General features: G+C 53.9%; 21 protein-coding genes. 11 read left to right on the top strand and 10 right to left on the bottom strand.

The genetic code is table 11. The features are described 5' to 3' along the window. Nucleotides 1-3 precede the first annotated feature (3 nt). The 4 genes from ACRDCA_RS03000 to aaeX form a co-directional block, all read right to left on the bottom strand. Nucleotides 4-459, bottom strand: coding sequence for a ribonuclease (locus tag ACRDCA_RS03000; protein WP_438688246.1), 456 nt, complete (start codon nucleotides 457-459; stop codon nucleotides 4-6). A 163-nt stretch (nucleotides 460-622) separates the two neighbouring features. After that, nucleotides 623-2,590: a p-hydroxybenzoic acid efflux pump subunit AaeB gene (gene aaeB, locus ACRDCA_RS02995; protein WP_438688245.1), complete on the bottom strand. Its 1,968-nt coding sequence runs from the start codon at nucleotides 2,588-2,590 to the stop codon at nucleotides 623-625. After that, nucleotides 2,590-3,525 carry a p-hydroxybenzoic acid efflux pump subunit AaeA gene (aaeA, locus tag ACRDCA_RS02990; RefSeq protein ID WP_438688244.1) on the bottom strand — a complete coding sequence of 312 codons (936 nt, stop codon included), beginning with the start codon at nucleotides 3,523-3,525 and terminating at the stop codon, nucleotides 2,590-2,592. The genes aaeB and aaeA overlap by 1 nt, the downstream gene beginning before the upstream one ends. 7 nt (nucleotides 3,526-3,532) lie before the next feature. Then, nucleotides 3,533-3,736, bottom strand: coding sequence for a p-hydroxybenzoic acid efflux pump operon protein AaeX (gene aaeX / locus ACRDCA_RS02985; RefSeq protein ID WP_438688243.1), 204 nt, complete (start codon nucleotides 3,734-3,736; stop codon nucleotides 3,533-3,535). A gap of 327 nt (nucleotides 3,737-4,063) precedes the next feature. On the opposite strand from aaeX, the gene aaeR reads away from it, so the two are divergent. After that, the gene (gene aaeR / locus ACRDCA_RS02980) at nucleotides 4,064-4,975 is read left to right on the top strand and encodes an HTH-type transcriptional activator AaeR (RefSeq protein ID WP_438688242.1); all 912 of its coding nucleotides are present in this window, start codon (nucleotides 4,064-4,066) and stop codon (nucleotides 4,973-4,975) included. 3 nt (nucleotides 4,976-4,978) lie between these two features. Here aaeR and ACRDCA_RS02975 read toward each other — a convergent pair whose 3' ends face one another. Further along, nucleotides 4,979-5,113, bottom strand: coding sequence for a double zinc ribbon domain-containing protein (locus ACRDCA_RS02975; RefSeq protein WP_438688299.1), 135 nt, complete (start codon nucleotides 5,111-5,113; stop codon nucleotides 4,979-4,981). A gap of 2 nt (nucleotides 5,114-5,115) precedes the next feature. Further along, on the bottom strand, nucleotides 5,116-5,250 hold the full coding sequence (locus ACRDCA_RS02970) for a hypothetical protein (RefSeq protein ID WP_438688301.1): 135 nt from the start codon (nucleotides 5,248-5,250) through the stop codon (nucleotides 5,116-5,118). Between the two features lie 501 nt (nucleotides 5,251-5,751). On the opposite strand from ACRDCA_RS02970, the gene ACRDCA_RS02965 reads away from it, so the two are divergent. The 4 genes from ACRDCA_RS02965 (at nucleotide 5,752) to ACRDCA_RS02950 (ending at nucleotide 9,906) form a co-directional block, all read left to right on the top strand. Beyond that, complete coding sequence (locus tag ACRDCA_RS02965; protein ID WP_438688241.1) at nucleotides 5,752-6,654, top strand: acetamidase/formamidase family protein; 903 nt, start codon at nucleotides 5,752-5,754, stop codon at nucleotides 6,652-6,654. Nucleotides 6,655-6,664: 10 nt separating this feature from the next. Beyond that, nucleotides 6,665-8,008, top strand: coding sequence for an APC family permease (locus ACRDCA_RS02960; RefSeq protein ID WP_438688240.1), 1,344 nt, complete (start codon nucleotides 6,665-6,667; stop codon nucleotides 8,006-8,008). Between the two features lie 327 nt (nucleotides 8,009-8,335). After that, a complete protein-coding gene (uriH, locus tag ACRDCA_RS02955) occupies nucleotides 8,336-9,280 on the top strand; it encodes a uridine-preferring nucleoside hydrolase UriH (RefSeq protein ID WP_438688239.1) in 945 nt (314 codons plus the stop codon). A 116-nt stretch (nucleotides 9,281-9,396) separates the two neighbouring features. Further along, the gene (locus tag ACRDCA_RS02950; RefSeq protein ID WP_438688238.1) at nucleotides 9,397-9,906 is read left to right on the top strand and encodes a GrpB family protein; all 510 of its coding nucleotides are present in this window, start codon (nucleotides 9,397-9,399) and stop codon (nucleotides 9,904-9,906) included. Nucleotides 9,907-10,550: 644 nt separating this feature from the next. Here ACRDCA_RS02950 and ACRDCA_RS02945 read toward each other — a convergent pair. After that, nucleotides 10,551-11,249 carry an RluA family pseudouridine synthase gene (locus tag ACRDCA_RS02945; protein WP_438688237.1) on the bottom strand — a complete coding sequence of 233 codons (699 nt, stop codon included), beginning with the start codon at nucleotides 11,247-11,249 and terminating at the stop codon, nucleotides 10,551-10,553. Between the two features lie 358 nt (nucleotides 11,250-11,607). Between ACRDCA_RS02945 and ACRDCA_RS02940 the strand changes: the two genes are divergently transcribed. The 6 genes from ACRDCA_RS02940 (at nucleotide 11,608) to ACRDCA_RS02915 (ending at nucleotide 19,632) form a co-directional block, all read left to right on the top strand. Next, entirely contained in the window at nucleotides 11,608-13,149 is a 1,542-nt protein-coding gene (locus tag ACRDCA_RS02940; RefSeq protein WP_438688236.1) for a class I adenylate-forming enzyme family protein, read from the top strand. Between the two features lie 138 nt (nucleotides 13,150-13,287). After that, nucleotides 13,288-14,643: an MFS transporter gene (locus tag ACRDCA_RS02935; protein WP_438688235.1), complete on the top strand. Its 1,356-nt coding sequence runs from the start codon at nucleotides 13,288-13,290 to the stop codon at nucleotides 14,641-14,643. Between the two features lie 52 nt (nucleotides 14,644-14,695). Further along, nucleotides 14,696-16,273: an acyl CoA:acetate/3-ketoacid CoA transferase gene (locus ACRDCA_RS02930; RefSeq protein WP_438688234.1), complete on the top strand. Its 1,578-nt coding sequence runs from the start codon at nucleotides 14,696-14,698 to the stop codon at nucleotides 16,271-16,273. Between the two features lie 77 nt (nucleotides 16,274-16,350). Next, nucleotides 16,351-17,088 (top strand): 3-oxoacyl-ACP reductase FabG, encoded by a 738-nt coding sequence (fabG, locus tag ACRDCA_RS02925; RefSeq protein ID WP_438688233.1) that lies wholly within the window; start codon nucleotides 16,351-16,353, stop codon nucleotides 17,086-17,088. A gap of 10 nt (nucleotides 17,089-17,098) precedes the next feature. Then, a complete protein-coding gene (locus ACRDCA_RS02920) occupies nucleotides 17,099-18,283 on the top strand; it encodes a thiolase family protein (RefSeq protein WP_438688232.1) in 1,185 nt (394 codons plus the stop codon). 191 nt (nucleotides 18,284-18,474) lie between these two features. Continuing rightward, a complete protein-coding gene (locus ACRDCA_RS02915; RefSeq protein WP_438688231.1) occupies nucleotides 18,475-19,632 on the top strand; it encodes a CdaR family transcriptional regulator in 1,158 nt (385 codons plus the stop codon). A 79-nt stretch (nucleotides 19,633-19,711) separates the two neighbouring features. Here ACRDCA_RS02915 and tldD read toward each other — a convergent pair whose 3' ends face one another. The 3 genes from tldD to yhdP are packed head-to-tail and all read right to left on the bottom strand — an operon-like array spanning nucleotide 19,712 to nucleotide 25,831. Next, nucleotides 19,712-21,157, bottom strand: a complete 1,446-nt coding sequence (gene tldD / locus ACRDCA_RS02910) for a metalloprotease TldD (RefSeq protein WP_438688230.1) — start codon at nucleotides 21,155-21,157, stop codon at nucleotides 19,712-19,714. A gap of 7 nt (nucleotides 21,158-21,164) precedes the next feature. Continuing rightward, on the bottom strand, nucleotides 21,165-22,022 hold the full coding sequence (gene nit1, locus ACRDCA_RS02905) for a deaminated glutathione amidase (RefSeq protein ID WP_438688229.1): 858 nt from the start codon (nucleotides 22,020-22,022) through the stop codon (nucleotides 21,165-21,167). Beyond that, a complete protein-coding gene (gene yhdP / locus ACRDCA_RS02900) occupies nucleotides 22,019-25,831 on the bottom strand; it encodes an AsmA2 domain-containing protein YhdP (protein WP_438688228.1) in 3,813 nt (1,270 codons plus the stop codon). The genes nit1 and yhdP overlap by 4 nt, the downstream gene beginning before the upstream one ends. Nucleotides 25,832-25,857: the final 26 nt, after the last annotated feature.

The following is a 25,857-nucleotide window of genomic DNA, read 5'->3' as shown; positions in this document are numbered from 1 at the left end:
GGCTCACTCCATCCGCATGAAGTTCTTATAATGGTCGTGCGTGACGTAAATCAGACCGTCACTGGAATACAACAGTCGATCGGCACCGCGTCGGCCACATCGGTAGTTGATATCTGCTTCACGCCATACCCGGTTGTTGGCGGCTGGTAATTGCCCTTCACGGTTGGAAAAACGATCGCCGCCAATGGCCTTGCCCGGCAATACCTTGCACAGGTTACCGTCGCTCGCATCCCAACCCTGCTCACGTGCCTGTTTTTTGGTGATGTAGTAGTCAGGGAGCCGCTGGTGCTGCTGCACGTAGCTGACCACCCTCTTCTGCTCCGTCAGTTGTTCAATGCTGGTACTCTCTGCCGCCGGAGTAGGCACGTTGGTGATCGCCCGATCGCCCTCCCCATGCAGCGCACTGAAACCTGCCACCACCAAAGCAATCAACATCGCAATAAGCGTACGTTTATTCATACCGTCCCTGCATCTATAGCAAAAATTAATGAATCAAAGATGACCAAGATGTAACCATTTCTCTTGCAAAGGGGACACTGATACGCCCCCAGGAGCATTTTAGCCCCCGTGGCCGGGGGCGTAAACCATGCTCAGTATAGACCTTGGCGGGGCGCTGAAGATATCAATCAATCAGCGCGTGACGGTAGCGATGCAGCATATCTGCCAGGCGTTTTACCGGCCCGGTCACGCTGAGCGGAGCGAGGTTATCCACCAGCTTTTGTTGATATTCATTCATCTCTTTGAGTAACCGATCGTAGTAGTAAGCCCGCTTAATATCGTTCTTGGCGGTGACCACGTGGTCGGCGGTGCTGCGGATCTGCTTGTGGAACACCGAAAGCTCTTCCCGTTCCGGGATCTCGGTCATCTGCATCCGCTGGTGGGCAATAATCAGGTTAAGCGCCAGGCGATATTTGGCAATGTCGTTCGGGAACATCATCAGCAGTTGGTTCAGGCGCTGATACAGCGCTGGCAGATGGTTCTCCTTACGGCGCGCCGCCTTGGTGGTCAAGGCTGAAACGGCGCTGCTGACCAGTTGATTCATCAACGTCCGGCCAGTGCGTTCACGTGAAGTATCACGGATCAGGAACAGCACGATCATCGCCACAAAACAGCCGATAATCTGGCCGATGGCGCTATCAATAAACGACGAGACATGGAAGGTCATCGGGTTACTCAACACGATGATGTTAATGGTACTCGCCAGGGTACCCAGCGATCCCAAACGGCGCTTCTGCACTTCGATGCCGATGACAAAGGCCATGATGCCCAGGCTCAGGCACAGCAAAAACATGCTTTGCTGGGTTTCCGGCAGGATAAACATATAAAACAGCGCCCCCAGCGGCAACGCCACCAGCACCCCCAGCAGGAAATCGAGCGCCATCATTTTTGGATTTGGTGTACGCATTGCCAGTGCGGTGACTACGGCGATCATCACCATGCAGCCGCTGCCGGAGGTCCAGCCGGTCCACAGCCAGAACAGGCAGCCGATTGAGGTTGCCGCCCAGGCTCGCAGCCCGTTAATCAGCGCATGGTGGCCCTCCGCCGACGGCCTTTTCACCACCACCTCTTCGGCCAGGATCTCGTTTTCTATCGTATTGATACCGCTGTTGGTATGCACGCCTTTTGCCACTAACAGATAGCGGGTCGCCGCGCCCACCCAGCCGGTGACCGTTGGCAGATGCTCATCGCTACGGTTGGTCGCCAGCACCTGACGCACCAGCTTCAGGCGTTTATGGACTTCCTGCGCGGTTTCCGCTGGCACCATCAGCAGTTCACGGATGTTTTCCTTCACCGCATCCGGGTGATTGAGCAATATCAGGTAGGTTTCACAGGCTTGCGTGATCAGCGTCAGCGAAAGCGTATGCAACGCATTCAGCCGGCGATTGACCCGCTGCCAACGTGAAGACTCCAACATCAGGTTGCTGCGCATCCCGTTGATGGCGGTGGTGCTTTTGACCAGATCGCTCCAGGCGCGGTCGATATCCTCTTTACCCGCATCGCTGATACACATCTGCATCAGCCGGTACTGCCCCACCAGCAACTGATCCACCGCGCGATCGATATCCTGCTTGATTGAACGCGGGGAAAACAGCAAATCGGCCAGTATTGCACTGAGAATACCGAGCACGATCTCGCTACAGCGCTCTACGGCGAACTGTGGCGCGGCCAACAGCGAAGTGGTAGTGGTTGCCGAGGTGACGATGATAATCAGCGCCGTGTAGCCAGCCAACCCCCAGGCGTAGGAGTTTTCGACCTTCACCAGCGAGGAGATCCAGGTACAAACACCGAGCCAGACACAGCAAAGCATCAGCATCACCACCGGTGCGCGCGCGCAGGTGACGATAATCAACAAACCGACAAAGCAGCCGATGAAGGTGCCGATAATACGCAGCCAGCCACGGTAGCGAATGGCGCCGGAGAAAGGTTCGCCCCCGGCTGCAAAGGCCGGGCCAGCAGCCACAATGGCCGCCGTCAGCACCGACCAGCGCGGGGTTTCCAGATTAAGGTGAAAGCCGACAAACAGCGCGAAGACAATCGCAAAGCTGAGCTTGCAGGCAAACCGGAGCCGCAAAAAGGTTGGGCTGTTCATTAGCCGAACTCACGTAACCGATGCATCAACCGGATAAAGGGTGAGCCGCTGTCGACGTTACGATCGTTCTTGCCGGTAATAACCACAGTCGCGGTGGTCCCTGCCGGGTAAGAGTGTTGCTGGTCTTTCTCATCCAGTATGATTTTCACCGGCACGCGCTGTGCCAGACGCACCCACTCCAGATTGCTGTCGATCGACGCCAGCCCTTTGCTGTTCGGGGTACTGCTGCTGTTATTCACCGCCGCAGCAAGACTATCGACGGTGCCGTGCAGGATGCGGTTACTGCCCAGCGGGGTGATCTCGGCGCGGTCGCCTTTGTTCAGCCCTTCCAGCTTGGTTTCTTCCAGATAGGCGATGACGTAGAAACTGTTTTTCTTCACCAGCGCCACCGCCGTGGAGCCACGGGTGATAAATTCCCCCGTATGGACGTTGAGGTTGGTGACCCAGCCGTCTGCGGGCGCACGTACCGTGGTGCGTTCCAGATCCAACTGCGCCAGATCGCGCACGGCGATAGCCTTGGCCAACTGATGTTGCACGGTTTGCAGTACGTTATTGGATTGGTCGATCTCTTCTTGTGACATCGCCTGGATCCCCAGGCGCACACGGCGGCCCGCTTCACGCTTCTTCTCCGCCGCCAGGGTCTGGTAATAAGCCACATCGGCGTTGGCTTCCGCCAGTGCCTGCTGGTAGCGCGGCTGGTCGATCACCATCAGGATCTGGCCTTGCTTCACCAGTTGGTTATCGGTGACCGGTACGTCGGTCAGCAAACCGCTGACGTCCGGGGCTATTGCCACCACGTCGGCGGTGAATTTGGCATCACGCGTCCACGGTGACTCGGTGTAAAACGCCCAGGCCTTGAACACGGCGATGGCTGCCAACAGGACCAGCAGCAAGGTGATCGCGATGCGAAGTATTTTTAATGATAGAGTTTTCACAGCAGCCTCAAACGAAAAGACACGAAATCAGATAAAACAAACAGCAATACAGCGCGGTATTGAACAACGCCGGATGCCAGACAAAATCGTAAATCCCGGTCGGCTGCAACAGGCGGCGTATGACGAAGAACAGGGCCAACGACGCTAACAGCTCAAAAAATACCGGTGGGAACGACAGTCCAAAAACAACCATAACCGGAAGCAAACTCATCACTTTTTCCTTAATTGTTTACTACACCGGGACTTTCACTCCTGATTTCACATATCATTTACATTCTAGCGCACGGACACCAAACGTTATGATCTGGCAGTTGGCCAGGTCACAAACCTGAAAAAAGGGTTAAGCTAAGAGCAGGCTTCCGCGAGAGGGAATGTAGGGATGACCGGAGGGATCGTGCGGCCACGGCAGTATACCGCGGCATAGCGGACCACGCTCAAGCGTTCAGAAGATCTTTACACCCGACGCGTTATATTAGCCTGCTTACTATCAACTAATCTACAATCTGTGATCTAAATCACTTTTAAGCCAGAGTGAACAATGGAAAGACTAAAACGGATGTCCGTGTTTGCCAAAGTTGTTGAATGCGGGTCATTTACCGCCGCGGCACGCCAGCTCGATCTGAGCGTTTCATCCATCAGCCAGACAGTGTCCAAACTGGAAAATGATCTACAGGTGAAGCTGCTGAACCGCAGCACGCGCAGCATCGGCCTGACCGAAGCCGGTAAAATCTACTATCAGGGCTGCCGCCGCATGCTGCAGGAGGCCGCCGAAGTGCATGAGCAACTTTATGCGCTGAACAATACGCCCATCGGCACGCTGCGTATCGGCAGTTCTTCCACCATGGCGCAAAACGTCCTGGCGACCATGACCGCCGACATGCTGCAAGAGTATCCAGGCTTAACGGTCAATCTGGTGACCGGCATACCTGCCCCTGACCTGATTGCCGACGGCCTGGACGTGGTGATCCGCACCGGCGCACTACAGGATTCCAGCCTGTTTTCCAAACGCCTGGGCTCGATGCCGATGGTGGTCTGCGCTGCCAAAAGCTACCTGGCGCAACACGGTACACCGCAAAAACCGTCAGACATGGTGAATTTTTCCTGGCTGGAGTACAGCGTGCGGCCCGACAGTGAGTTTGAACTGATGGCCCCCGAAGGCATCAGTACGCGCATTTCCCCGCAGGGGCGCTTCGTGACCAACGATTCACAAACCATGATCCGCTGGCTAAAAGCGGGTGCCGGGATTGCCTATGCGCCGCTGATGTGGGTAATCGAAGAGATTAAACGCGGTGAGATTGAGATCCTGTTCAAGCGCTACCACTCGGAACCCCGCCCGGTTTACGCACTGTACACCGAGAAGGACAAGCTGCCCCTCAAGGTGCAGGTGTGTATCAATTATCTGACGGAATACTTTAAACGCGTGGCGCAAGTGTATCAGGGCTACCGCTGAGACTCAGTCTGCCGCTGCCTTGCCACATTGTGAGCAGAATCGGCTACCTGCCGACAGCGGCGTGGCGCATTGGCTACACTGTGATATCTGTATCACTAAAGACTGACCACAACTCTGGCAAAAACGTGTTCCGGGCAGGTTTATTTCACGACATTGCGGGCAAACAATACCGCCCCCATTCTGTGGCCCTCGATCATCATGACCACCACGCTGCCCCCGGTCATGTCCGCCACGATGGCCACCCCGATCCCCATGGGAACTACCGAAGTTGGCATTCCCCAATAACTTGTTAAATATACCCATCTTTATATCCTCATGCTAAATGCCTGAGAGATACTATAAACCTTGGAGTAAACTCCAAGGTAAAGCGCCAACCAGAGAGTTTACATTTAATTACTCAGCGTGATTATTCCTCACTATGCAAATAGTGCATTTCAATCTATCAAACCGATTGCTCAGCAACTTTACACCAATTATCGAAAGCATTTACTTTCGAATGATTATAATTCTCTGCTGGTGACTCTGCTGTATTTTTTCTCACTTTCCGATCGGTTGTGCGGAAATATCCGCCATAGATAAAGGGATTAAACCGCCGCGATAATTATTTTAAGCATATCCTGCCAATAGGGTAGAAATGCCCATTCTGCGACCACGTTCGCATGCTTGCTTCCGCCCCGACGGGTGTGATTTATTGATGATTGGCGCCGGAGCGCCAAATTGAAATAACCGCCATACATAATAAAAACACGGCTTCATAATTCATTATAGGAATCACCATGGAAAAGATCTCACGCAAGCACGTGGTATATGCCATGTCGCGCGATAACGCCCCTGTGGCCACCGTTGCCAGCGGCAGCGACGTTTGTTTTGAAACCTGCGACTGCTTCGAAGACCAAATCGCCTCCGAACAGGCTGCCTTCACCGAACTGGATTGGAGCCGCATCAACCCGGCTACCGGGCCGGTTTACGTGCAGGACGCGATCCCCGGCGACGTATTACGGGTCGAGATTAAACGCATTACCCCAACCAGCCATCAGGCCGTCATGGTCACCGCACCGGGCCTGGGTGTGATCGGCGATGAACTACAACAGCCGCAGATCCGTACCGTGCCGCTGGAAGACGGTTTCGCGCTGCTGCCGGGCGGCGTACGTTGGCCGTTAAAGCCGATGATTGGCGTGATTGGCGTCGCCCCGGCCGAAGATCCGATCTCCTGTGGCACTCCAGATGCCCACGGCGGCAACATGGACTGCAAAATCATCACCGAAGGCTGTACGCTGTGGCTGCCGGTTAACGTTCCCGGCGCGCTGTTTGCGCTTGGCGATCTGCACGCCGCCATGGGCGATGGTGAAGTCTCCGTTTGCGGGCTGGAGATCCCTGGCGAAGTGGTGGTCAACCTGACCGTGGTAAAAAACCGCGCGCTGCCAACCCCGATGATGAGCACCGCCGATGCGCTGTACACCCTGGCCTCGGCCAAGACGCTGGACGAAGCGGCCGAGCTGGCAACACGCAACATGGCGCACTTCGTGGCCGATTACAGCACCGTCTCGCTGGCCGACGCCATCAACCTGCTGAGCATCACCGGCGATCTGCAAATCTGCCAGGTGGTCGATCCGCTGAAAACCTGCCGCTTCGCGCTGCCACGCAGCGTTGCCAAGCAGTTAAACATCCAGCTGGATTAAGGGCCACACCATGTCTGTTGAACAATTTGGTTATAAACAAGAGCTGCACCGAACCCTTACCCTGAAAGATCTGGTGATTTACGGCATGATCTTTATGGTGCCGATCGCGCCCTTTGGCGTGTTTGGCTACGTCTGGGAAGGCGCGCAGGGCATGGTGGCGCTGGCCTATCTGATCGGTATGGTGGCGATGTTCTTTACCGCCATGAGTTACTGGTCGATGTCTCGCGCTTTCCCGGTTTCCGGTTCGGTCTACGCTTACGCCCAGCGTGGTATCCACGAAACCGTCGGCTTTTTTGCCGGCTGGCTGATCCTGCTCGATTACATTCTGGTGCCTTCGCTGCTGTATATTGTCAGCGCAGCGGCGCTCGGCCCGATCCTGCCCGAGGTTCCGGCCTGGCTGTGGATCGTCACCTTTATTGTAATTAACAGTGCGATCAACCTGGTGGGGATCCAGTTTACCGCCAAGGCCAACCGCTACATTCTGGTGGCGGAGATCGTGATCCTGACCATCTTCGTTGTGATGGGCCTGACGGCGCTTTATTCCGGCGAAGGAGCCGGTGGCCTGACGCTGAATCCACTCTACAATGCCGAGAAATTCAGCCTGCCGCTGGTGATGGGCGCAGTCTCGATCGCGGTGCTGTCGTTCCTGGGTTTTGACGGTATTTCGACGCTGTCCGAAGAGAGTAAAGGCGGCGCCGATGCCGTGGGGAAAGCCTCGCTGTATGCGCTGTTGCTGGTGGGAACGCTGTTTATTCTGCAAACCTGGATCGCTGCTGATTTGGCTGCAGGCCATAACTTCACCAACCTGGATACCGCGTTCTATGACACCGCCAATCTGGCGGGCGGCTCCTGGCTAAAACAGGCCACCATCTGGGCGACGGCACTCTCCTGGGGGATTGCCAATGCGTTAGTCGCACAGGCCGCCATCTCGCGTATTCTGTTTGCGATGGGGCGTGACCGCCAGCTGCCGAAGATCCTGGCCAAAGTGCATCCACGCTTTAAAACCCCTTACGTCAGCACCCTGCTGGTGGCGGTGATCTCCCTCGGTTCCGGGCTGTACTTCAACGGCAGCATCGACAACCTGAGCCGGTTGGTCAACTTCGGGGCGCTGATGGGCTTTTTGATCCTGCATCTGTCGGTGATTAACCACTACATCATCCGCCAGAAATCCAAGGCCTGGGTGCAACATCTGCTGTTCCCGCTGGTCGGCCTGGCGATCATCGCTTTTGTGCTGTACGAAATGGATATCGAAGCCAAGATCCTCGGCCTTAGCTGGCTGGCGGTGGGCATCGTGTATTACTTTGTACTGCGCGTAGTGCTGAAGAGAGAGCCGGTGCTGAAGCTGGAAGACTAGACCCATAAGCTATTGACGCCCCTCACCCCTGCCCTCTCCCAATGTACGGGCGGGGGCAACATAAACACTTGTTTGGGGGAGAGGGAGCGAGTCCGCAGCCGATGTCGGGTTCGGCAATCAACTGGTGGCACATTTAGACGGTGCCAATGTCAGATACGTTACTCAATATGTAGCACATTTGGTCCCCTCTACCTGTGGGAGAGGATCAGGGTGAGGGGCCTGATTTCCCCAATACTTTGATGATGTTAACAAAACGACCCACCAATCATATCCCTCCCCCCGCCGCTAAGTTATGCTCGAAAAAACTCCCACGCATCAGGAAAACTAATGAAAAAAATCATACTGGATTGCGACCCGGGGCATGACGATGCGATCGCGCTGCTGCTGGCCTGGGGCAACCCGGAGATTGAGCTGCTGGCCGTAACCACCGTTGTCGGCAACCAAACGCTGGAGAAGGTCACACGCAATGCGCTAGCCGTCGCGCGCATCGCCAACATCACTGGCGTACCTTTTGCCGCTGGCTGCTCGCGCCCTTTGGTACGTCAGATTGAAGTCGCCCCAGACATTCACGGCGAATCGGGACTCGATGGCCCAGTCTTACCAGAGCCCACTCTGCAACTGGCCGATATCCACGCCGTCGATCTGATCATTGATACCATCATGGCGCACCCGCCAGGCACCGTAACGCTGGTGCCCACCGCTGGCCTGACCAACATCGCCATGGCGGTACGCAAAGAGCCACGCATCGCCGCACGCGTGAAAGAAGTGGTGTTGATGGGCGGCGGTTACCACGTGGGTAACTGGAGCGCGGTGGCTGAATTCAATATCAAAATCGACCCCGAAGCCGCGCATATCGTGTTCAACGAACCTTGGCCGTTAACCATGGTTGGACTGGATCTGACGCATCAGGCATTGGCTACGCCAGAAGTGAGCGCACGCATCGCTGCCATCGGTACCGGACCGGCCAAGTTTGTGGTCGAGTTGCTCGAGTTCTTTGGCCATATGTATAAGCAAGCACAAGGGTTCACTTCACCGCCGGTGCACGATCCTTGTGCGGTCGCCTATGTGATCAATCCCAACGTGATGACGGTGCGTAAGGTGCCGATTGATATAGAGCTGACAGGTACTCTGACGCTTGGCATGACGGTCGCGGACTTCCGCTTCCCTGCTACGGCGGATTGCCATACTCAGGTGGCGGTGAAGCTTGATGAAAAGGCTTTTTGGGATTTGATTGTGGATGCGCTGGAACGGATTGGGGAGGTTGAGGTGTGAGGGGGGTTCTGACAGGCTACTCGTGGCCAATATCAGACACAAAACCTGACTGTCGGAAAGACGGTAAGTGCAACTGATGTTATGTTAAGTCCGCAGAGAAAATGGTGAGAACGAATATGCGAAAAGTGACTATTGTTGCCTATGACGAGCAGTGGCCTAGTCTATTTAAAGCTGAAAGCTGGCTGTTGCAGTTAACACTTGGCAAGGTAATCTCACAGATTCACCACGTTGGTAGCACATCGGTACCAGGTTTGGCAGCAAAACCTGTCATTGACATATTGTTAGAGGTTGTTGATTTGAATGAGTTGGACAACTTAAACGTAGCAATGGAACATGCCGGATATACCGCGCGTGGAGAGAATGGTATTTCAAATCGCAGGTATTTCACCAAGGGCGGGGACCAACGTAGTCACCAAGTTCATGCTTTCACCGTAGGCGATGCGCAAATCGTAAAACATCTGGCATTCCGTGATTATTTGATAAAGAATAAGAAAGCAGCAGAACAGTATGCCGAGATAAAACGTGCTGCGGTGCTAGCAAGTGAAAACGATATTCATCGCTATAGAGCCTTTAAGGCGGGCTTCATTGAGCATCATCTTCGGTTGGCACTGATCGAGCTAAAATGATAGAGATAAAGCGGGTTCTCGCCCGAATGTTATGGTTGATCGCTTTAAATTCTCATCTAAAAATAACTAGCTAAAATCAAGGACAGGATATGCGGGAAATCTATTATGCTTTATTAGGGTCCTTACCCATTATTCTGTTTTTCATTCTGATGAAGTTGTTCTTCAACACGCTTCGCCACCCTAAACTCACCATTTCAGAAAAGGGTGGAATGAAAAAAATATCATGTAACCCCTCAATTCTTAGCAGGTCCTCTTATCAAGAGTATTATTACGATGGCTGCCACCTATATCAAATCAAAGATAATATCACTAACAAAATTCACTTATCGGAAATAATTGAGATTAGACCTAGCTATACAAAAATAAACAACAGGCGAAACTGGTCTGTGACATATCGTAAAAATGGCCAGAAGAGACAAGTATAGTTCTTTCATAATTTAACTTTTTTTAATTATGACTTTGCCGGTTTTTTGGCCGCAGTAAAACAGGCCAATCCTGAAGCGAAAGTTAAAAAATTATCATTTTTCACTTTATAAATAATTAGAAGTTATCTGAGCACTCATATACATGAAACGAGCACTGTTAACTCCACAATGTACTAATCACCGATGAGCAGATCACAGCATCTTTAGATGCTTCTACTTTCAAAACGAGCACGTACTACGAGCTTCGATCAACTCACCACTAACAGGATGAACAAAATCCAACTCACTGGCATGCAGCATCAGTCGCGGAGTCCGTTCGGTCCCTGGCAGTAGGAGACCACCATACAGGTCACAACCCAAAATAGGATGCCCCAACTGCTGGCAGTGAATGCGTAGTTGATGGGTGCGCCCGGTTTCCGGGGTTAACTGTACCCGCGTTAACGGCAGTAACGTCCCGTCTTCCAACTCGCGATAAAAGCGCTCAACGGCCTGATAGCGGGAACGGGCGGGCTTGCCGTGGATTGAGCAAATCGACATCAGCGGGAATAGCGCCGGGTCTTTGGCAATCGCCGCATCTATCACCCCTTCGTCCTCGTCCAAATGTCCGCAAAGCAGAGCGCTGTAGACCTTGTTCACCGTGCGCTGGCTGAACTGCTGGCAGAGAGCGGCATTGATCGCCTTATTGCGGGCAACCACCATCAGCCCGGAAGTACCAAAATCAAGGCGATGGACCAGAGTACAGCCGGGGAATAGCTTCACCAGCCGATGATGCACCGAATCGAGATTTTGCGGATTCTTCCCCGAGAGGCTGAGCAGTCCGGCAGGTTTGTTGATCAGCACCAGATGATCGTCCTGATAGAGGAGCTCTATCTCGTCATGGCACAGCGGGGCAATAAAGGTATCAAGGATCGTAGACATCGGGCTGCCGAATGGGGAGTGAGGGCGGATAATAACGAATTTTCCGCCGACTGACGAATCTGGCTGTTCGACCGAGGGCACCAGTTAGCTTTAGCGCTACCCCCAATCTCCTTCTTTTAGGCATCTGCATAAAAGCAAAAGCCACAAATCACCTTTCTCATCATAATTTTTATCATTTTTGATAACATTTACTAACCAGCACGTCATAACATCGATTTTTTTGCCGCCTCCGGGTTGGCGTTTTACACAAAGCGCCAGCCCCGTTTGCCGTAGCAAGATGTGAAATTTTGCGCATTCTTGCCCCGTTGCCTTTCCCTATACTCACCAACATCAGTAAATGTCGGTGCAGAGGCAAGCTATGCAGCAGGTCAAAATCACACACCTCTATCAGAGTTTACAGCTGAGCGTTAACCGCCGGGCTGACCATACCGCCCTGTTCTTTGAAGGCCATAAATACAGCTATAACCAGTTGGATCACAATGTTAATTTAAGCGCCGCCTGCCTGAAAGAAAGCTTTAATCTCGCTAAAGGTGATGTGATCGTTCTGGCGCTGGGTAACCGACCAGAATTCTGCTCGCTGTTTTATGCCGCGATGGCGCTGGGGATTATCGTGGTGCCATTAAGCACCAAGTTAAAATCGCAAGACAGCCAGATCATCCTGGCCAGCGTGAACGCCAAAGCGGTGTTCTACGATCCCAATAGCCAGCCATGGATGCCTAAGCTGGAAACCGGACAGCACAGCCATCTGGTATCGTTGGCCGAATGGCAGCTGATGCTCAGTAATGCAGATGACCAAAAGACCATCCCACCGGTGAAGCCAGCGGCAATCGAAGCGAATGATATTGCCGCGATTATTTATACCTCCGGTACCACGGGTTCCCCCAAAGGGGCGGCGCTCACCCATGGCAACTTTATTGCGGCTATCACGGCCTACCAACAGGCTCTTCAGCTCACCGAGCAGGACAGTGCCATTCTCCCTATCCCTATTTGCCATATTACCGGCCTGTCCGCCCTGCTCTGCCTGTTTATTCATCTTGGCGGCACGCTGCATTTGCAGCAAAGATTCAGTGCGGAAGAGATCCTGAAAACCGTCAGCAGCCATCACATTACCTTCCTGCATGGTTCGCCTACGGTGTTTATTCTGCTGCTGCAAGAAGCGGAAAAGCATCCGCAGGTGGGAGATTACAGCAGCCTTCGGATGATCGCCTGTGGTGCCGGGCATTTGAACGTAGGGATTATCGAAAGGTTGGCGCAACTGTTCCCGGCGACGGAAATCAGGCCGATCTATGGACTGACGGAAACGTCCTCACCGGCCAGCATCTTCCCAACCGATGTTCGCAGCAGTGACAAGATAGGCAGTTCTGGTTTGCCTATCCCAGGCCTGAGCTGTCAAATCCGTGACGATCATCAACGGGTGCTTGCCGCCGGTGAAATTGGCCATCTGTGGCTGAAAGGCCCGGTGGTCGTCAGCCAATATTGGAAGAACCCGCAGGCAAATCAGCAGTATTTCCACGATGGCTGGTTTTACACCGGCGATATTGCCTGCCTCGATCAGGATAACTATCTGTATATCAAAGATCGCAGCAAGGACATGATTAACCGTGGCGGCGAAAAAATATACTGCATAGAAGTGGAAAACCTGATTTCGAATTACCCTGGCGTCAAGGAAATTGCCATTGTTCCCAGCAGCAGTGAAATCTACGGTGAAGAAGCCGTGGCTTTTATCGTGGCACATCGGAACAAACCTTTAGTGAGCGACAATATTATCCACTGGCTCTCGAATAAGATCGCCAAATTTAAAATACCGTCAAAAATCGTCTTTACCGCAGAATTACCCAAGAATGCCAATGGTAAAACCGACAAGTTGGCATTACGAAAAAAATTGACACCGCCAATATAGCAAGCCGTGTCCAATAAGTGCGCCAACATCAGGAAACGTGAAGCGCAACCATTAAAACAATAGAGCACCTGTACCTCTAATAATAATACAGAAAGCTCTACTCCGTTTAATCGCCTCATTACGAGGAGGAGCCTTATCATGTCAAATCGGCCGTTAGATATTGCATCGAAAAGCCAGGCGGCTATAACGAATGCAAAAATATATAAACACCTGATGCCGTTACTGATCGTTGTTTATATCATCAGCTTTATCGACAGAACCAATATCGGCATTGCCCGCGCCTCGATGTCTATCGATCTTGGGCTTTCCGCCACCGCCTACGGGTTGGGAGCCGGTCTGTTCTTCCTGACCTATTCCACCATGGAGATCCCCAGCAACCTGATTATGGCGCGAGTCGGGGCCCGGTTCTGGATCACCCGTATCATGTTCACCTGGGGGGTGATTTCTGCCGGTATGGCCTTCGTCACCGGCCCTACCTCTTTCTATGTCATGCGCCTGCTGTTAGGCGCGGCAGAAGCGGGGTTGTACCCGGGTATCATCCTGTACCTTACCTATTGGTTTGGTCGTGAAGATCGCGCCAGAGCCGTCGGCATGTTTCTGCTCGGTGTCTGTATCGCCAACATTATCGGGGCACCGGTAGGCGGCGCATTGCTCATGTTAGATGGGTTAGGCGGACTGCACGGCTGGCAATGGATGTTTATCGTCGAGGGGCTACCAGCGGTGTTGCTGGCGTTTTATGTGTATGCCGTGCTGCCCAATAAACCACGCGACGCCAAATGGCTGACCAAAACCGACATTGAGTATATTGAAAACAAGCTGGCCGCCGAGCAACCGGTCGGGGTGGATAAGAACCAGAAGTTTTCCTTTAAAACGGCATTTACCAACAAAACCTTCATGCTGATCGTGGCGATCTATTTCACCCATCAGATTTCGGTCTACAGCCTGACCTATTTCCTGCCAAGCATTATCAACAGCTACGGCAAAATGAGCACCCTGACGCTCGGCCTGTTAACCGCCATCCCGTGGATTGCAGCCGCTCTGGGCGGCTTCTTCCTGCCCAAATACGCCAATACCGCCTCTCGCTCGCGCATCATGCTGGTATCCGGCTTTGCGTCGATGGCCATCGGCTTCCTGATTGGGGCCATGGGTGGCCCGGTATTGGGGCTGATCGGCTTTTGTATCGGTGCTTCGATGTTCTTCGTCGTGCAGTCCATCATCTTTACCTACCCGGCAACGCTGATGAGCGGCCCCATGCTGGCTGGCGGGCTCGGATTATTGGCTTGCCTGGGCATTACCGGTGGGTTCTTCGGGCCTTACGTGTTCGGTCTGCTGGAGGATAGAACAGGGTCACCTAGCGCAGGGCTGTGGTTTGCCATCACGTTGCAAGCGCTTGCCATCATCGGGGCCGCGCTGGTGAAACAACCGGCAGGCAGCAAAGATAAATCAGCCAATCCAGGCCCGTCAGCAGCCATGAATAGCGTGATTGAGAAATAGAGCCTAAACGCGGTGCCATGTGCACCGCCGCACAGAAGTAAGGTAGGAAACGATGAGAAATAAAGTGATTTCGGCCCAGCAAGCCGCAGAGTTAGTCAATAGCGGTTCGACGCTGTGCACCATCGGCATGACGCTGATCGGGGCTGCGGAGTCGATCTTGAAGGCGCTGGAACAGCGCTTTCTGGCAACCGGAGCACCGCATGGGCTGACCTATATTCACTCTGCGGGGCAGTCAAATCGTGAGCTAGGCAATCAGCATTTTACTCCTTCAGGGATGGTAAAACGCATTATCGGCTCGCACTGGGGGCTGGCCCCCAAGTGGATGGAAAAGATTGCCGCTAACGAGGTCGAAGCCTTTTGTTTACCGCAAGGGCAAATTGTCCACCTGTATACGGCCATGGCAGCCGGTCAGGCCGGATATGTGTCCAAAGTCGGCTTGGGGACCTTTATCGACCCCCGCCTGGAAGGCGGCAAAATGAATACGTTGACCCGCTCCCTGCCAGATCTGGTGGAAGTGGTCAGCCTGCGCGGGGAGGAATATCTGTTCTATCCGGCGCTGCCGCTGGACACGGTGATCATTCGTGGCACCACGGCGGATACCGCTGGCAACCTCACCTGTGAGGAAGAAGCCATGAAGCTGGAGATCCTGCAAGCGGTGCTGGCGGCGAAACGCTTTGGCGGCAAGGTGATCGCCCAGGTTAAAAACCTGGCGGAGAGGGGCAGCCTGCATCCGAAGCAGATCGTGGTGCCGGGGAATTTTATTGATGCCATCGTGGTGTGTGACAACCCCGAGCAAGACCATCGCCAGACCTCCTCCTGGTTCTATGATCCGGCCTATTGCGGCAACCTGATTGCCCCCGTCAGTGAAGTGGAAACGCTGCCGCTCAACATCCGCAAGGTGATTGGCCGCCGTGCTTGCCAATTCCTCTCCCCCGACTGTGTGATCAATCTGGGTACCGGCATTCCCAACGATGTTATTGGCACCATCATTCATGAAGAAGGAGTGAGTGAAGAAGTCACCATCACGGTTGAGTCGGGGATCTACGGCGGCGTGCAGGCCGGTGGGATTGATTTTGGCATTGGCAAGAATCTGACCGCCATGATTAACCATCAGGAGCAGATGCTGTATTACAACGGGGCCGGTGTCGATATTACCTATATGGGCGCGGGCGAGATGGACGCCAACGGACATATCAATGCCACCCGTATGGGAGACCGTTGTACCGGGGCTGGCGGATTTATCGATATTACCCAAAACGCCCACCATGTCGTCTTTTGCTCCACCTTTACCGCCAAAGGGCTGGAAGTGGCATTCCAGCATGGGCAATTAAATATTCTGCAGGAAGGCACGGTTAAAAAACTGGTGAAGTCGATCAACCAGATTTCCTATAACGGTGAAATAGCCCGCCAGAAAAAACAAAAAATGCACTTGGTGACCGAGCGCGCGGTATTTGAATTGACGGCTCAGGGTCCAATGTTGATAGAAATCGCCCCTGGCATCGATCTTGATCGGGACATCCTTCAGCAAATGGAATTCATGCCGCTTATTTCCCCCACATTAACACAGATGGATGCGGCACTATTTTGTGATGCCCCTTTTGGCCTGAAGGAAATGCTGGCCAGAGCATAAAAATGTGCGAGGCAACGTATTTGCTATCTCTGCGCTAACTCGGCGTGGTCAGAATTTATCATGATAAGGAGTACCCTATGTCTTTAACGAATAAAGTGGCTATCGTCACCGGGGCCAGCCGTGGCCTTGGGCGAGGCATTGCCCAGGTATTAGCTGAAAAAGGGGCCGCCATAGTGATTTGCGATGTCGATCAGGAAGGTGGCAATAAAACCGCCACCGAACTGGTGAACGCGGGCCATAAAGCCATTTTCATCCCCTGTAATATCGCCAACCGCGAAGAGGTAAACCGGTTATTTATCGCGACCGAGCAGCAACTGGGGCCGGTAGATATTCTGGTCAATAATGCAGGAATTAACCGTGATGCCATGTTGCACAAACTAACCGAAGAGAACTGGGATCTGGTAATGGATATCAACCTGAAAGGAACTTTCCATTGCATGCAGGAAGCCGCCGTGCGGATGCGTGAGCGTGCCAGCGGGCGGATCATCAATATCTCATCGGCCAGTTGGTTGGGCAATGTAGGGCAAGCCAACTATGCCGCTTCAAAAGCCGGGGTGATCGGCCTGACCAAAACGGCCTGCCGCGAGCTGGCAAAAAAAGGAGTGACCGTTAACGCCATCTGCCCAGGATTTATCGAAACCGATATGACTCGCGGGGTACCGGAAAAAGTATGGGACATCATGATCGGCAAAATTCCCGCTGGCTTCGCTGGCGATCCGGTTGATGTCGGCCACTGCGTCGCCTTCCTGGCCTCCGACGAGGCACGCTATATCAATGGCGAAGTGATCAACGTTGGCGGCGGCATGGTGCTGTAAGGAGAACCGAATGAAAAATGCAAATGACATTGTGGTCGTCAGCGGTGTACGCACGGCGATTGGAACCATGGGCGGTAGTTTTAAAGATACACATCAACATGATTTGGGCGCTGCGGTGATCCGTGAAGCGGTGGCCCGTGCTGGGCTGCAACCTGCACAGATTGATGAGGTGGTGGTAGGCAACGTAGGGCAAATCGCGGAGAGCGGTTTTATCGCCCGCATTTGCCAACTGCGCGCCGGGTTACCGAACGAAACGACATCCTATTCGGTGAACCGTCAATGCGGCTCGGGTCTGCAAGCGATTGTCGATTGCATGCTGGAACTGCAAACCGGTAATGCCGAGATCACCGTCGCCTGTGGGACGGAGAATATGACCCAACTGCCCCACTATATTCGCAAGGCTCGCTATGGTTATCGCCTTGGCCACGGAGAGCTGGAAGACGGCATCGTCTCCATTTTAACCTGGCCGGAAGGCCCTTATCACAACGGTATGACTGCCGAGTTCGTTGCGGAGCGTTTTAACATCAGCCGTGAGGCGATGGACGAGTTTGCCTGGGGCAGCCAGCAAAAGGCCTTGGCAGCCATCAAAGAGGGGCATTTTACCTCGCAAATCCTGCCGCTGGAGGTTCGTGAAGGCAAGAACAGCCGCCTGTTTGCCATTGATGAACACCCAAGAGATACACCGAAAGAGAAATATGCGCAGTTGAAACCGGCGTTTAAAAAGGACGGCACCGTCACGGCGGCGACGTCATCCGGTATCAATGATGGGGCCGCCGCGCTGGTCATCACCACGCGAACCAACGCTGAAAAGCTGGATTTACCTATCAGGATGGTGATCCGGGGCTGGGCGGTGGCGGGTTGCGAGGCAGAAATCATGGGCTTCGGCCCAGCTCCGGCGACTCGTAAGCTCATGCAAAAACTGAACATGTCAGTGCATGACATCGATCTTATCGAGCTTAATGAGGCCTTTGCCGCCCAATCATTGGCGGTGATTAACGATCTGGAGCTTGATCCGGCCAAGGTGAACGTCAATGGAGGGGCAATAGCGCTGGGGCATCCGGTTGGCGCCAGTGGGGCCATCATCGCGGTAAAACTGATGTATGAGATGGAGCGCCGTGGCGTCAATACCGGTTTAGCCACTATGTGTATCGGTGGTGGGCAAGGGATTTCTATGCTGTTTGAACGGGAAAGGTAACCTGACTACTTGCCCCTCTATCAGGGAGAGGGGCAAGAGGCTTATATATTGAGTGATATCAACTGTTTTAGCTTTAATAAGCAGCTCTGCTTTATTGGCCCATCAGGTTAACGTGAAATTGGCAAGCAACATCCGCTATCATATTTAATCGCCCTCACTATAATAGAGGTTTATATCATAAAGGTATGAGTATGCTGATCACCTTAGAGCTGGCGAATACCATTGTGAAACGAGCGATGAGTATTATCCACTATAACGTTAATGTTATTGACCATCAGGGGGTAATTATTGCTTCCGGCGAACCTCATCGGGTCGGTGAACGGCATGAGGTGGCATTTGAGGTGATAAAGAACCGCCAGCGGATGACAATAGAAAATGCTCAGCAGGCTGCCCAGTATAAAAATGTTCAACCCGGCATTAATCATCCAATTATCGTGGACGATCAGGTAGTTATGGTGATAGGCATCAGTGGTAATCCCGCCGCGATTGCACGCTACGCCGAGCTGGCCATTCTGGCAGCAGAGTTATTGATTAAGCAGTCTTTAGCTATCCGGGAAATGAACTGGCAATACCGTATCCGAGATCTGTTACTAAAACAGTATCTGGAAGTTGGCGATACCGAGAAGGGTAAAGAAATACTTCACCAATTGGTACAGCAAGAGATCGACCTGTCACACCCCCTGTTGCCGGTATTGATTAATATTGAAACCGGGGGGCATTTATTAGGACAAACCATCGATCATATCCTGAATAAACTCTCACATATTTTAAAATCCCAACGGGTAATATTACTCAGCAATGATGAGATTCTGTTAATTATTACCGAGATCGAACGGACCGAAACAACGGTTAAAGATATTAATCAATTTATGGAAACGCAGCTGAGTCATTACACCATCGGCATAGGCGTGGAGTCTGGATCTGCCGCGATTTTCCGCCAATCGGTATTTATGATCAAAGAGATGATACAACATGGCCGGGAGTCTTTAACGCAACCACGGGTGATTAACGGCCAGCAATTTGCATTCAGCGGGCTGTTGCATGAAGCCAGAAGCAGCTCATTTACCCTGTATTTCAAACAGAGGATCGATAAATTACTGATGCTGAGCACTGGCCAAATGTTGCTCAACACCTTGAGTACCTATATCGCACACAATGCCGAGCTGGCTAACGCTGCGCGGGAGCTTGGGGTGCATCGCAACACACTTACCTACCGGCTTAACCAGATCAAGGAAGCGACCTCGTTAGATCCGTTCAATTTTAAGGATCTCAGCCAATTGATGATTTCGCTTTACTATCATCAGGGAATACAGCAACCCCCTGCGGCAGGCGAAAACCAAGAATATTAACCTGCTTGCCGCGAGGCCAGCTTGATGATCCCAATGTTGACCCTGACCAATGAGCGTCAGGGTCGGATAGATTAAGTCTTTAAGCCGTGCCGCCCACGGTAAGCGAGTCCAGTTTCAACGTCGGTTGGCCAACGCCCACCGGCAGACTCTGCCCTTCCTTACCGCAAACGCCCACGCCCTTATCCAGCACCAGATCGTTACCGACCATCGAGATCTGCTGCATCGCCTCAATACCTGAACCAATCAGCGTAGCGCCCTTCACCGGTTTGGTGACGCGGCCATTTTCGATCAGATAGGCCTCGGAAGTGGAGAACACAAACTTCCCGGAGGTGATATCAACCTGACCACCGCCAAAGTTCGGCGCATACAGGCCATACTCCACGCTGGCGATAATATCTTCTGGCGTCGACTTGCCCGCCAGCATGTAGGTGTTGGTCATACGCGGCATCGGCAGGTGCGCATAAGACTCGCGGCGGCCGTTACCGGTAGGCGCAACGCCCATCAGCCGTGCGTTGAGTTTATCCTGCATGTAACCTTTCAGAATGCCGTTCTCGATCAGCACGTTGTACTGGCCTGGTACGCCTTCGTCATCGATAGCCAGTGAACCACGGCGACCTTGAATGGTGCCGTCATCCACTACGGTGCACAGCTCGGAAGCCACCAGCTTGCCCATCTGGCCGCTGAACACCGAAGTGCCACGGCGGTTGAAGTCACCTTCTAAACCGTGGCCGACCGCTTCATGCAGCAACACACCCGGCCAACCCGCGCCAAGAACCACAGGCATGGTTCCGGCTGGGGCTGCTACGGCAGAGAGGTTAACCAGCGCCATACGCACCGCTTCCTTGGCAAAAGCATCGGCACGCACTTCGCCGTCCACGATTTCCAGGAAGTAGTCATAGCCGCAACGGCCACCGCCACCGCTGGCTCCGCGCTCACGTTTGCCATCTTCTTCCACCAGCACGCTGACGGAGAAACGCACCAGCGGGCGAACGTCTGCCGCCAGAGTGCCATCCGTTGCCGCGACCAGTATCTGCTCGTACACGCCGGTGATGCTGGCGGTGACTTCCTGTACGCGCTTGTCTTCGGCACGTGCAATCTTGTCTACCCGGTGCAACAGCGCAATCTTCTCTTCCCGCGGCAGGCTTTGCAGCGGATCGAGCAGCGGATACAGCGCCTGATAGCCGATCTCACCCAGCGTATGGACTTTGCCATTGCCGCTGTCACGCACAATGTTGCGAGCGGCCTGGGCACTTTGGTTCAGGGCGTTCAGGGTGATTTGGTCCGCATAGGCAAAGCCGGTCTTTTCACCGCTGACCGCACGCACGCCAACGCCCTGATCGATATTGTACGAGCCATCCTTGATGATGCCGTCTTCAAGCACCCAGGCTTCGTGGTAGCTGGACTGAAAATAGAGGTCGGCGTAATCGAGGCGGCGTTCGGCCAGTTGACCCAATACGGAGAACAGGTCTTGATGACTCAGCTTATTCACAGCGAGTAACTGCTCACTGACAAACGACAGGCTCATAATTTTTTCACTCTTTATTGGCGGAGTTTTCAACCGGCGCAATCAGCGTCGGCTGGAATCGGTTGTGCTGCATCACCGGCATCTGCTTGCGTACGGTATGCAGCTTGCCGGTATCCACGCGCACTTTCAGCGCGGAGACCGCATCGGGGTTTTCTGCCAGCACATTGCCCCAACTGTCTACCACCATGGAATGCCCCCAGGTACGGCGGGTGGCTCCGTGGCGGCCAACCTGCGCGGGAGCCAGGATCACACACTGGTTCTCTATCGCGCGGGCGCGCAGCAAAATCTCCCAGTGGGCTTCACCGGTCACGCGGGTAAAGGCGGCGGGTACCGAGATCAGTTCCGCACCTTGCGCACGCAACGCCTGAAACAGACCAGGGAAGCGCAGGTCGTAACAAATCGTCATCCCCAGGCGGCCCACCGGCGTATCGACCACCGTGAGTTGCTGGCCATGCTGATAGGTATCCGACTCGCGGTAATGGGCGTGCATATCATTGATATCCACGTCGAACATGTGCAGTTTGTCGTAACGGCCACGGATTTCGCCCTGATCGTCAAACAGCAGGCTGCTGGTGGTGATACGTGTTGGATCTTCGCGGCTGATCAAGGGCATCGAGCCAACCAGCAACCATACGCCATAACGGCGAGCCATCTCACGCACCGCCTGCTGCAATGGGCCATTGCCTTCTGATTCCGCATGTTCGCGGTAGGCGGCCGAGTTGGCAAACAGTAAGGCGTTTTCCGGAGTCATCACCAGCTTTATCCCGGGATTGAGCTGCTTGATCTGCTGCTCAATCTGGGCCAGGTTGTCCCGTACCTGCTCACCGCTACACAGCTGTAATAACGCAACGTTAGCATTTTTCATGGTGACTTATCCTCTTTTGGCTTACGCAATACCTCATTAATACTCGGGTGGTCCAGGCTGCCGGTAATGTTGTAGCGGATCAGCGAGATCTTGTTCCACAACGGAGCCAGTGCCTTGGAAGCTGCAAACACCGCGGCCCCCACAATCGGGTTAATCACAAACGCGGTCGCCACACCTACCGTCGCCGAAATCTCTGGCGCGATCACGGCCTGCATATCAATCTGGCGTTTTACCAGGTCGATCTGGCCGCTCATGGCGATATCCGCCGCCAGCCCGTCCACCAATAAGTTATCTGTATGCATTATGCCATCTTTCGCCCAGATAGTGCCGCGTATGGAGTCAAAGTAAAATCCATTACCGAAGGTATCGCGGAAATCGAACTGCAATTTACGCAGCAAGGCATCAAAGCTGACCAGCCGTAACAGTTGCCCGGCCCGGCCACCGCCAACGTTGTCGATCTCGCCTTTGCCAAGATCGACCTTCATGGTGCCGTTCAGCGTGTTGATCTGCGGTGTCCACGGTTGCCCATGCCAGTGCAGATCAAAATCGATATCGAAAGGTGAGTCTTTTAACGGGATGATCACGCCAAAGAAGCTGGCAGTGCGATCGATTTTGCTGCCCAGCAGTTTGCCCTTTAACGCACTGCGCTCTTCCTGAGCGTTCTGTTTCCACAGGCCAGTCGCGCTCATACGGCCATAGCCGGTATCCACCAGACCGTGGCTAAGCACCAGCGAATCACCGTCGTGCTTAATATCGGCCTCTACCGTGCCAAGGTTCTGCCCCATCATCCAACAGGATTTACAGCGCAACATCAGTGAAGGCCAGTCCCGGAAGGAAATACGCTCAGCCGCATCCAGCGGGTTAGTGCTTTCACCGCTGCCATCGCCTTTGGCAAACTGCGGGTTGTAATAAAGATAGCCGAGATCGGCGCGCCACATGCCGTTATCCGGCATAGTCAGGCTGCCATCGATCTCTTTGCCCTTGGCGATCACCTTGGTGCCAGCCAGTTGCTGCTCTACTGCAAGCTGTAGGTTATGCCACGCCTGTCCGCCCAGCGTTAACTGTGGGGTTTCTAGCGTGACGCTGGTTGGGAAGACGAAATTGCCCACCTTGCCTGCGCCGCTGCTCTGCTTCATCGCCGGAGCCAATAGCCCCAGCCATTGTTCACCATCCAGCGCGGGCAGATTGAGCAGCAGGGATTTATCTTTGGGTAACGGCGGAGTAGCGGAGCCACCCGTCTTCCAGGCGGCACGTGCCAGTATCACCTGCTGTTTGGCCAGCAGCCATTCGCTGTTGAAGTGGTTCTGCTTGCCCGCACTGCCATTGAGCATAAATCCATGCAGGCCACCGTGCACTTTTACGCTGACCGGCAGCGCTTCCCCCGCGGATTTAGTGAGGGGAGAAGGTAAGTGACTGCTCACTTTTTTCAGGTCCGCATTGACACCTATTTCATAACTCGGCTCGCCTTTATGCGGTAGGTTGATCGCCACCTTACCCAGCCAGGCGGCGCTGCCTGCCAGCATTTTGGCAAACTCTGGCGGCAAGCCTTCCACCTTCGCCGGTTGCCAATCACCTTTCAGCCCAACGTTAACCTTATAATCCTGTTTGCCTTCCAGCGTATCGAAGTTGACCGCCAGCGGCTGTCCAAACCAGTTAGCCGTCAGGGTGTCACTTTGCAGGTTGCCGTTGTTGAAACGGAATTTGCCGCTGACTCTCTCCAACTGGCTTTCCAGCGGTTTGATCAGCAGCGAGTTGTTGTTCAGCGTAACCTCACCGCTGGCGTTAACCAGTTCGCCATCCAACGGGATATTTAGGTGTAAGCGCCCACTTACATTGCCACCGACCTGCAACTCATCCAGCGCCGCCCCAACCGAATCATCGAGTGGGGTCTGCATGAAATAGTCATGAATAGCTTGCCCGTCGCCCGATACCTGTGAATCAATCAGCAGGCGTTCTTTGCGATAGTCTGGAATGACGGCGGTAATGTTCCTGCCCACCGCATTGCCCAACCGGGTTTGTGGCGCATTCATCCACAGGCCGCTATTGGCGAAATCGAGGTCAATCGCCAGATCGTTCAGCGCTGGCCATTCCGGCTGGAACTGGAAGGTAGCGTGGCGTAATGGGACAAACACCTGAAACTGCCCTTCGTTCTTCTCGTACGGGAAGTGTTGCGGATCGCCGGCATAGATCAGGGAAGCATTATCAACCTGCCCGCCCTGGATCGCCCCGCTGAGATAATCCACCAAATGCTTACCCATCAGCGGCTCTGGGAAGTAACGCCAGGCATCAGCGCCATCGTACAGACGAATACCGGCCAGAATATCCAGCCAAGGTTCGCCCTTGGCCGGTTGCTGATAGCGGAAATCACCGTTAACCCACAGGGATTTGGCCTGGACATCCAGACCCTTACTTGCCAATTGCCAGCCTTGATCGTTGTTTTGCCAGGTTAATGCCCCGCTGGCGCGGCTGATTTCCAACGGTGCCCGGAACATATCGCCATAAGGCAGCGTGCTGTTGTTCAGCCCCAGCGTCAGGCGGCCATTTTCCACCCCACCGGTTAACGCGCCGGAAAAGTGATCGACGCCCGGCAACATTTTCCAGTGTTGCCAACTCAGATCCTGCCACCACGCCTGAAAACGGGTCTTTTCCGGCTGCTTCAGTGGGATATCCAACGCCAGCGCCCTGAGATCGCCGCGCGGCTGCAAGTCTTTCCAATGCTCCAGCACTTCGGGGCTGAGGAACGAGAAGGTGGGCAGCAACGCTCCCAACCGTTCCAACTGAATGCCGGTGGCACGAATACGTAGCTCTTCGCTGTGGTTTGGCCCGATAAATTGGTTATTTTCCGGCAACCATAGGCCGGTCAGTGTCCCCGGAGCCCAAGCCTGGCCATCGGTTTTCAGGTTCAGTGCAGGTACATGCACCTGCCAGCCGTTTCCCTCGCGGCTTAGCGCCATCGCCAGGTTATCCACGTCCAACCGATGCTGATCGTTGCCCACCGACCAACTGGCGGTGCCTTTATTGATCAGGGCATTACCGCTATAGATGGCGCCGTTCTTGATATTGAGCCAGGCCGCCAGACTGAAGTCGGCGCTTTCCAGGCCGGTGTTGGTTTGCAGCCAGCGGCTGAACCAGGGCTTCATGTCGATCTCATCGGCCTGCATATAGATGGTGCCGGTATTCAGTAACCCCTGCTCATCCCGCAGATCCAGGCGTAACTGTAGCGCACCATGCTGGCCGTTCAGACTGGTCAGGCTGATCTGGCCTTCCGCACGATGGCGGTTATGGCTATTGAGCCAGGTCATTTGCGGGATATGGAATTCAGCGCGTGAGCCTGAAGGGGTCAGGAAAGAGAGACGGCTGTTACGCAGATCAAAGTGATCCAACTGATATAAGAACAGATCGCTGACGCTGTTTGGGGTAAGGCCATTGCCATTACTACCTTCACCACCGAGCGTCGCGTCAAGATCGAACTGCAATTGATAGAAGGTGAGATCGCGAAACTGCCAGCGCCAATGCAGCAGGGATTGCCACACATCCAGCGCCAGCGTGACCCGCTCGATCTGGATAGTACTGTTTGGCAGGGCCACATGGATGTTGCGGGCTTCCAGCGTCGGGCCAAAGGTTTCCCAACTGCCCTGGATAAAATCGGCCTCGACGGGTACCCCGGCGATCGCCTGTACCTTCTCCAGCAACAGTGGACGATAGTGGTTAAGCTCAGGCAGTACCAGACGCAACCCGCTGATCAGCAACGCCACAACAACGATTAAAATGGCGCCTGTGGCTAACAGGATCCTGGGCAGTCGCCTCACGCATTTCTCCTTAATATCCAAAAATA

Origin of the sequence: Serratia sp. (in: enterobacteria), from assembly GCF_051654945.1 — a bacterium.
Taxonomy (GTDB): domain Bacteria; phylum Pseudomonadota; class Gammaproteobacteria; order Enterobacterales; family Enterobacteriaceae; genus Chania.
The sequence above is the reverse complement of the archived record's forward strand: the minus strand, read 5'-3'. Positions and strand labels throughout refer to the sequence as shown.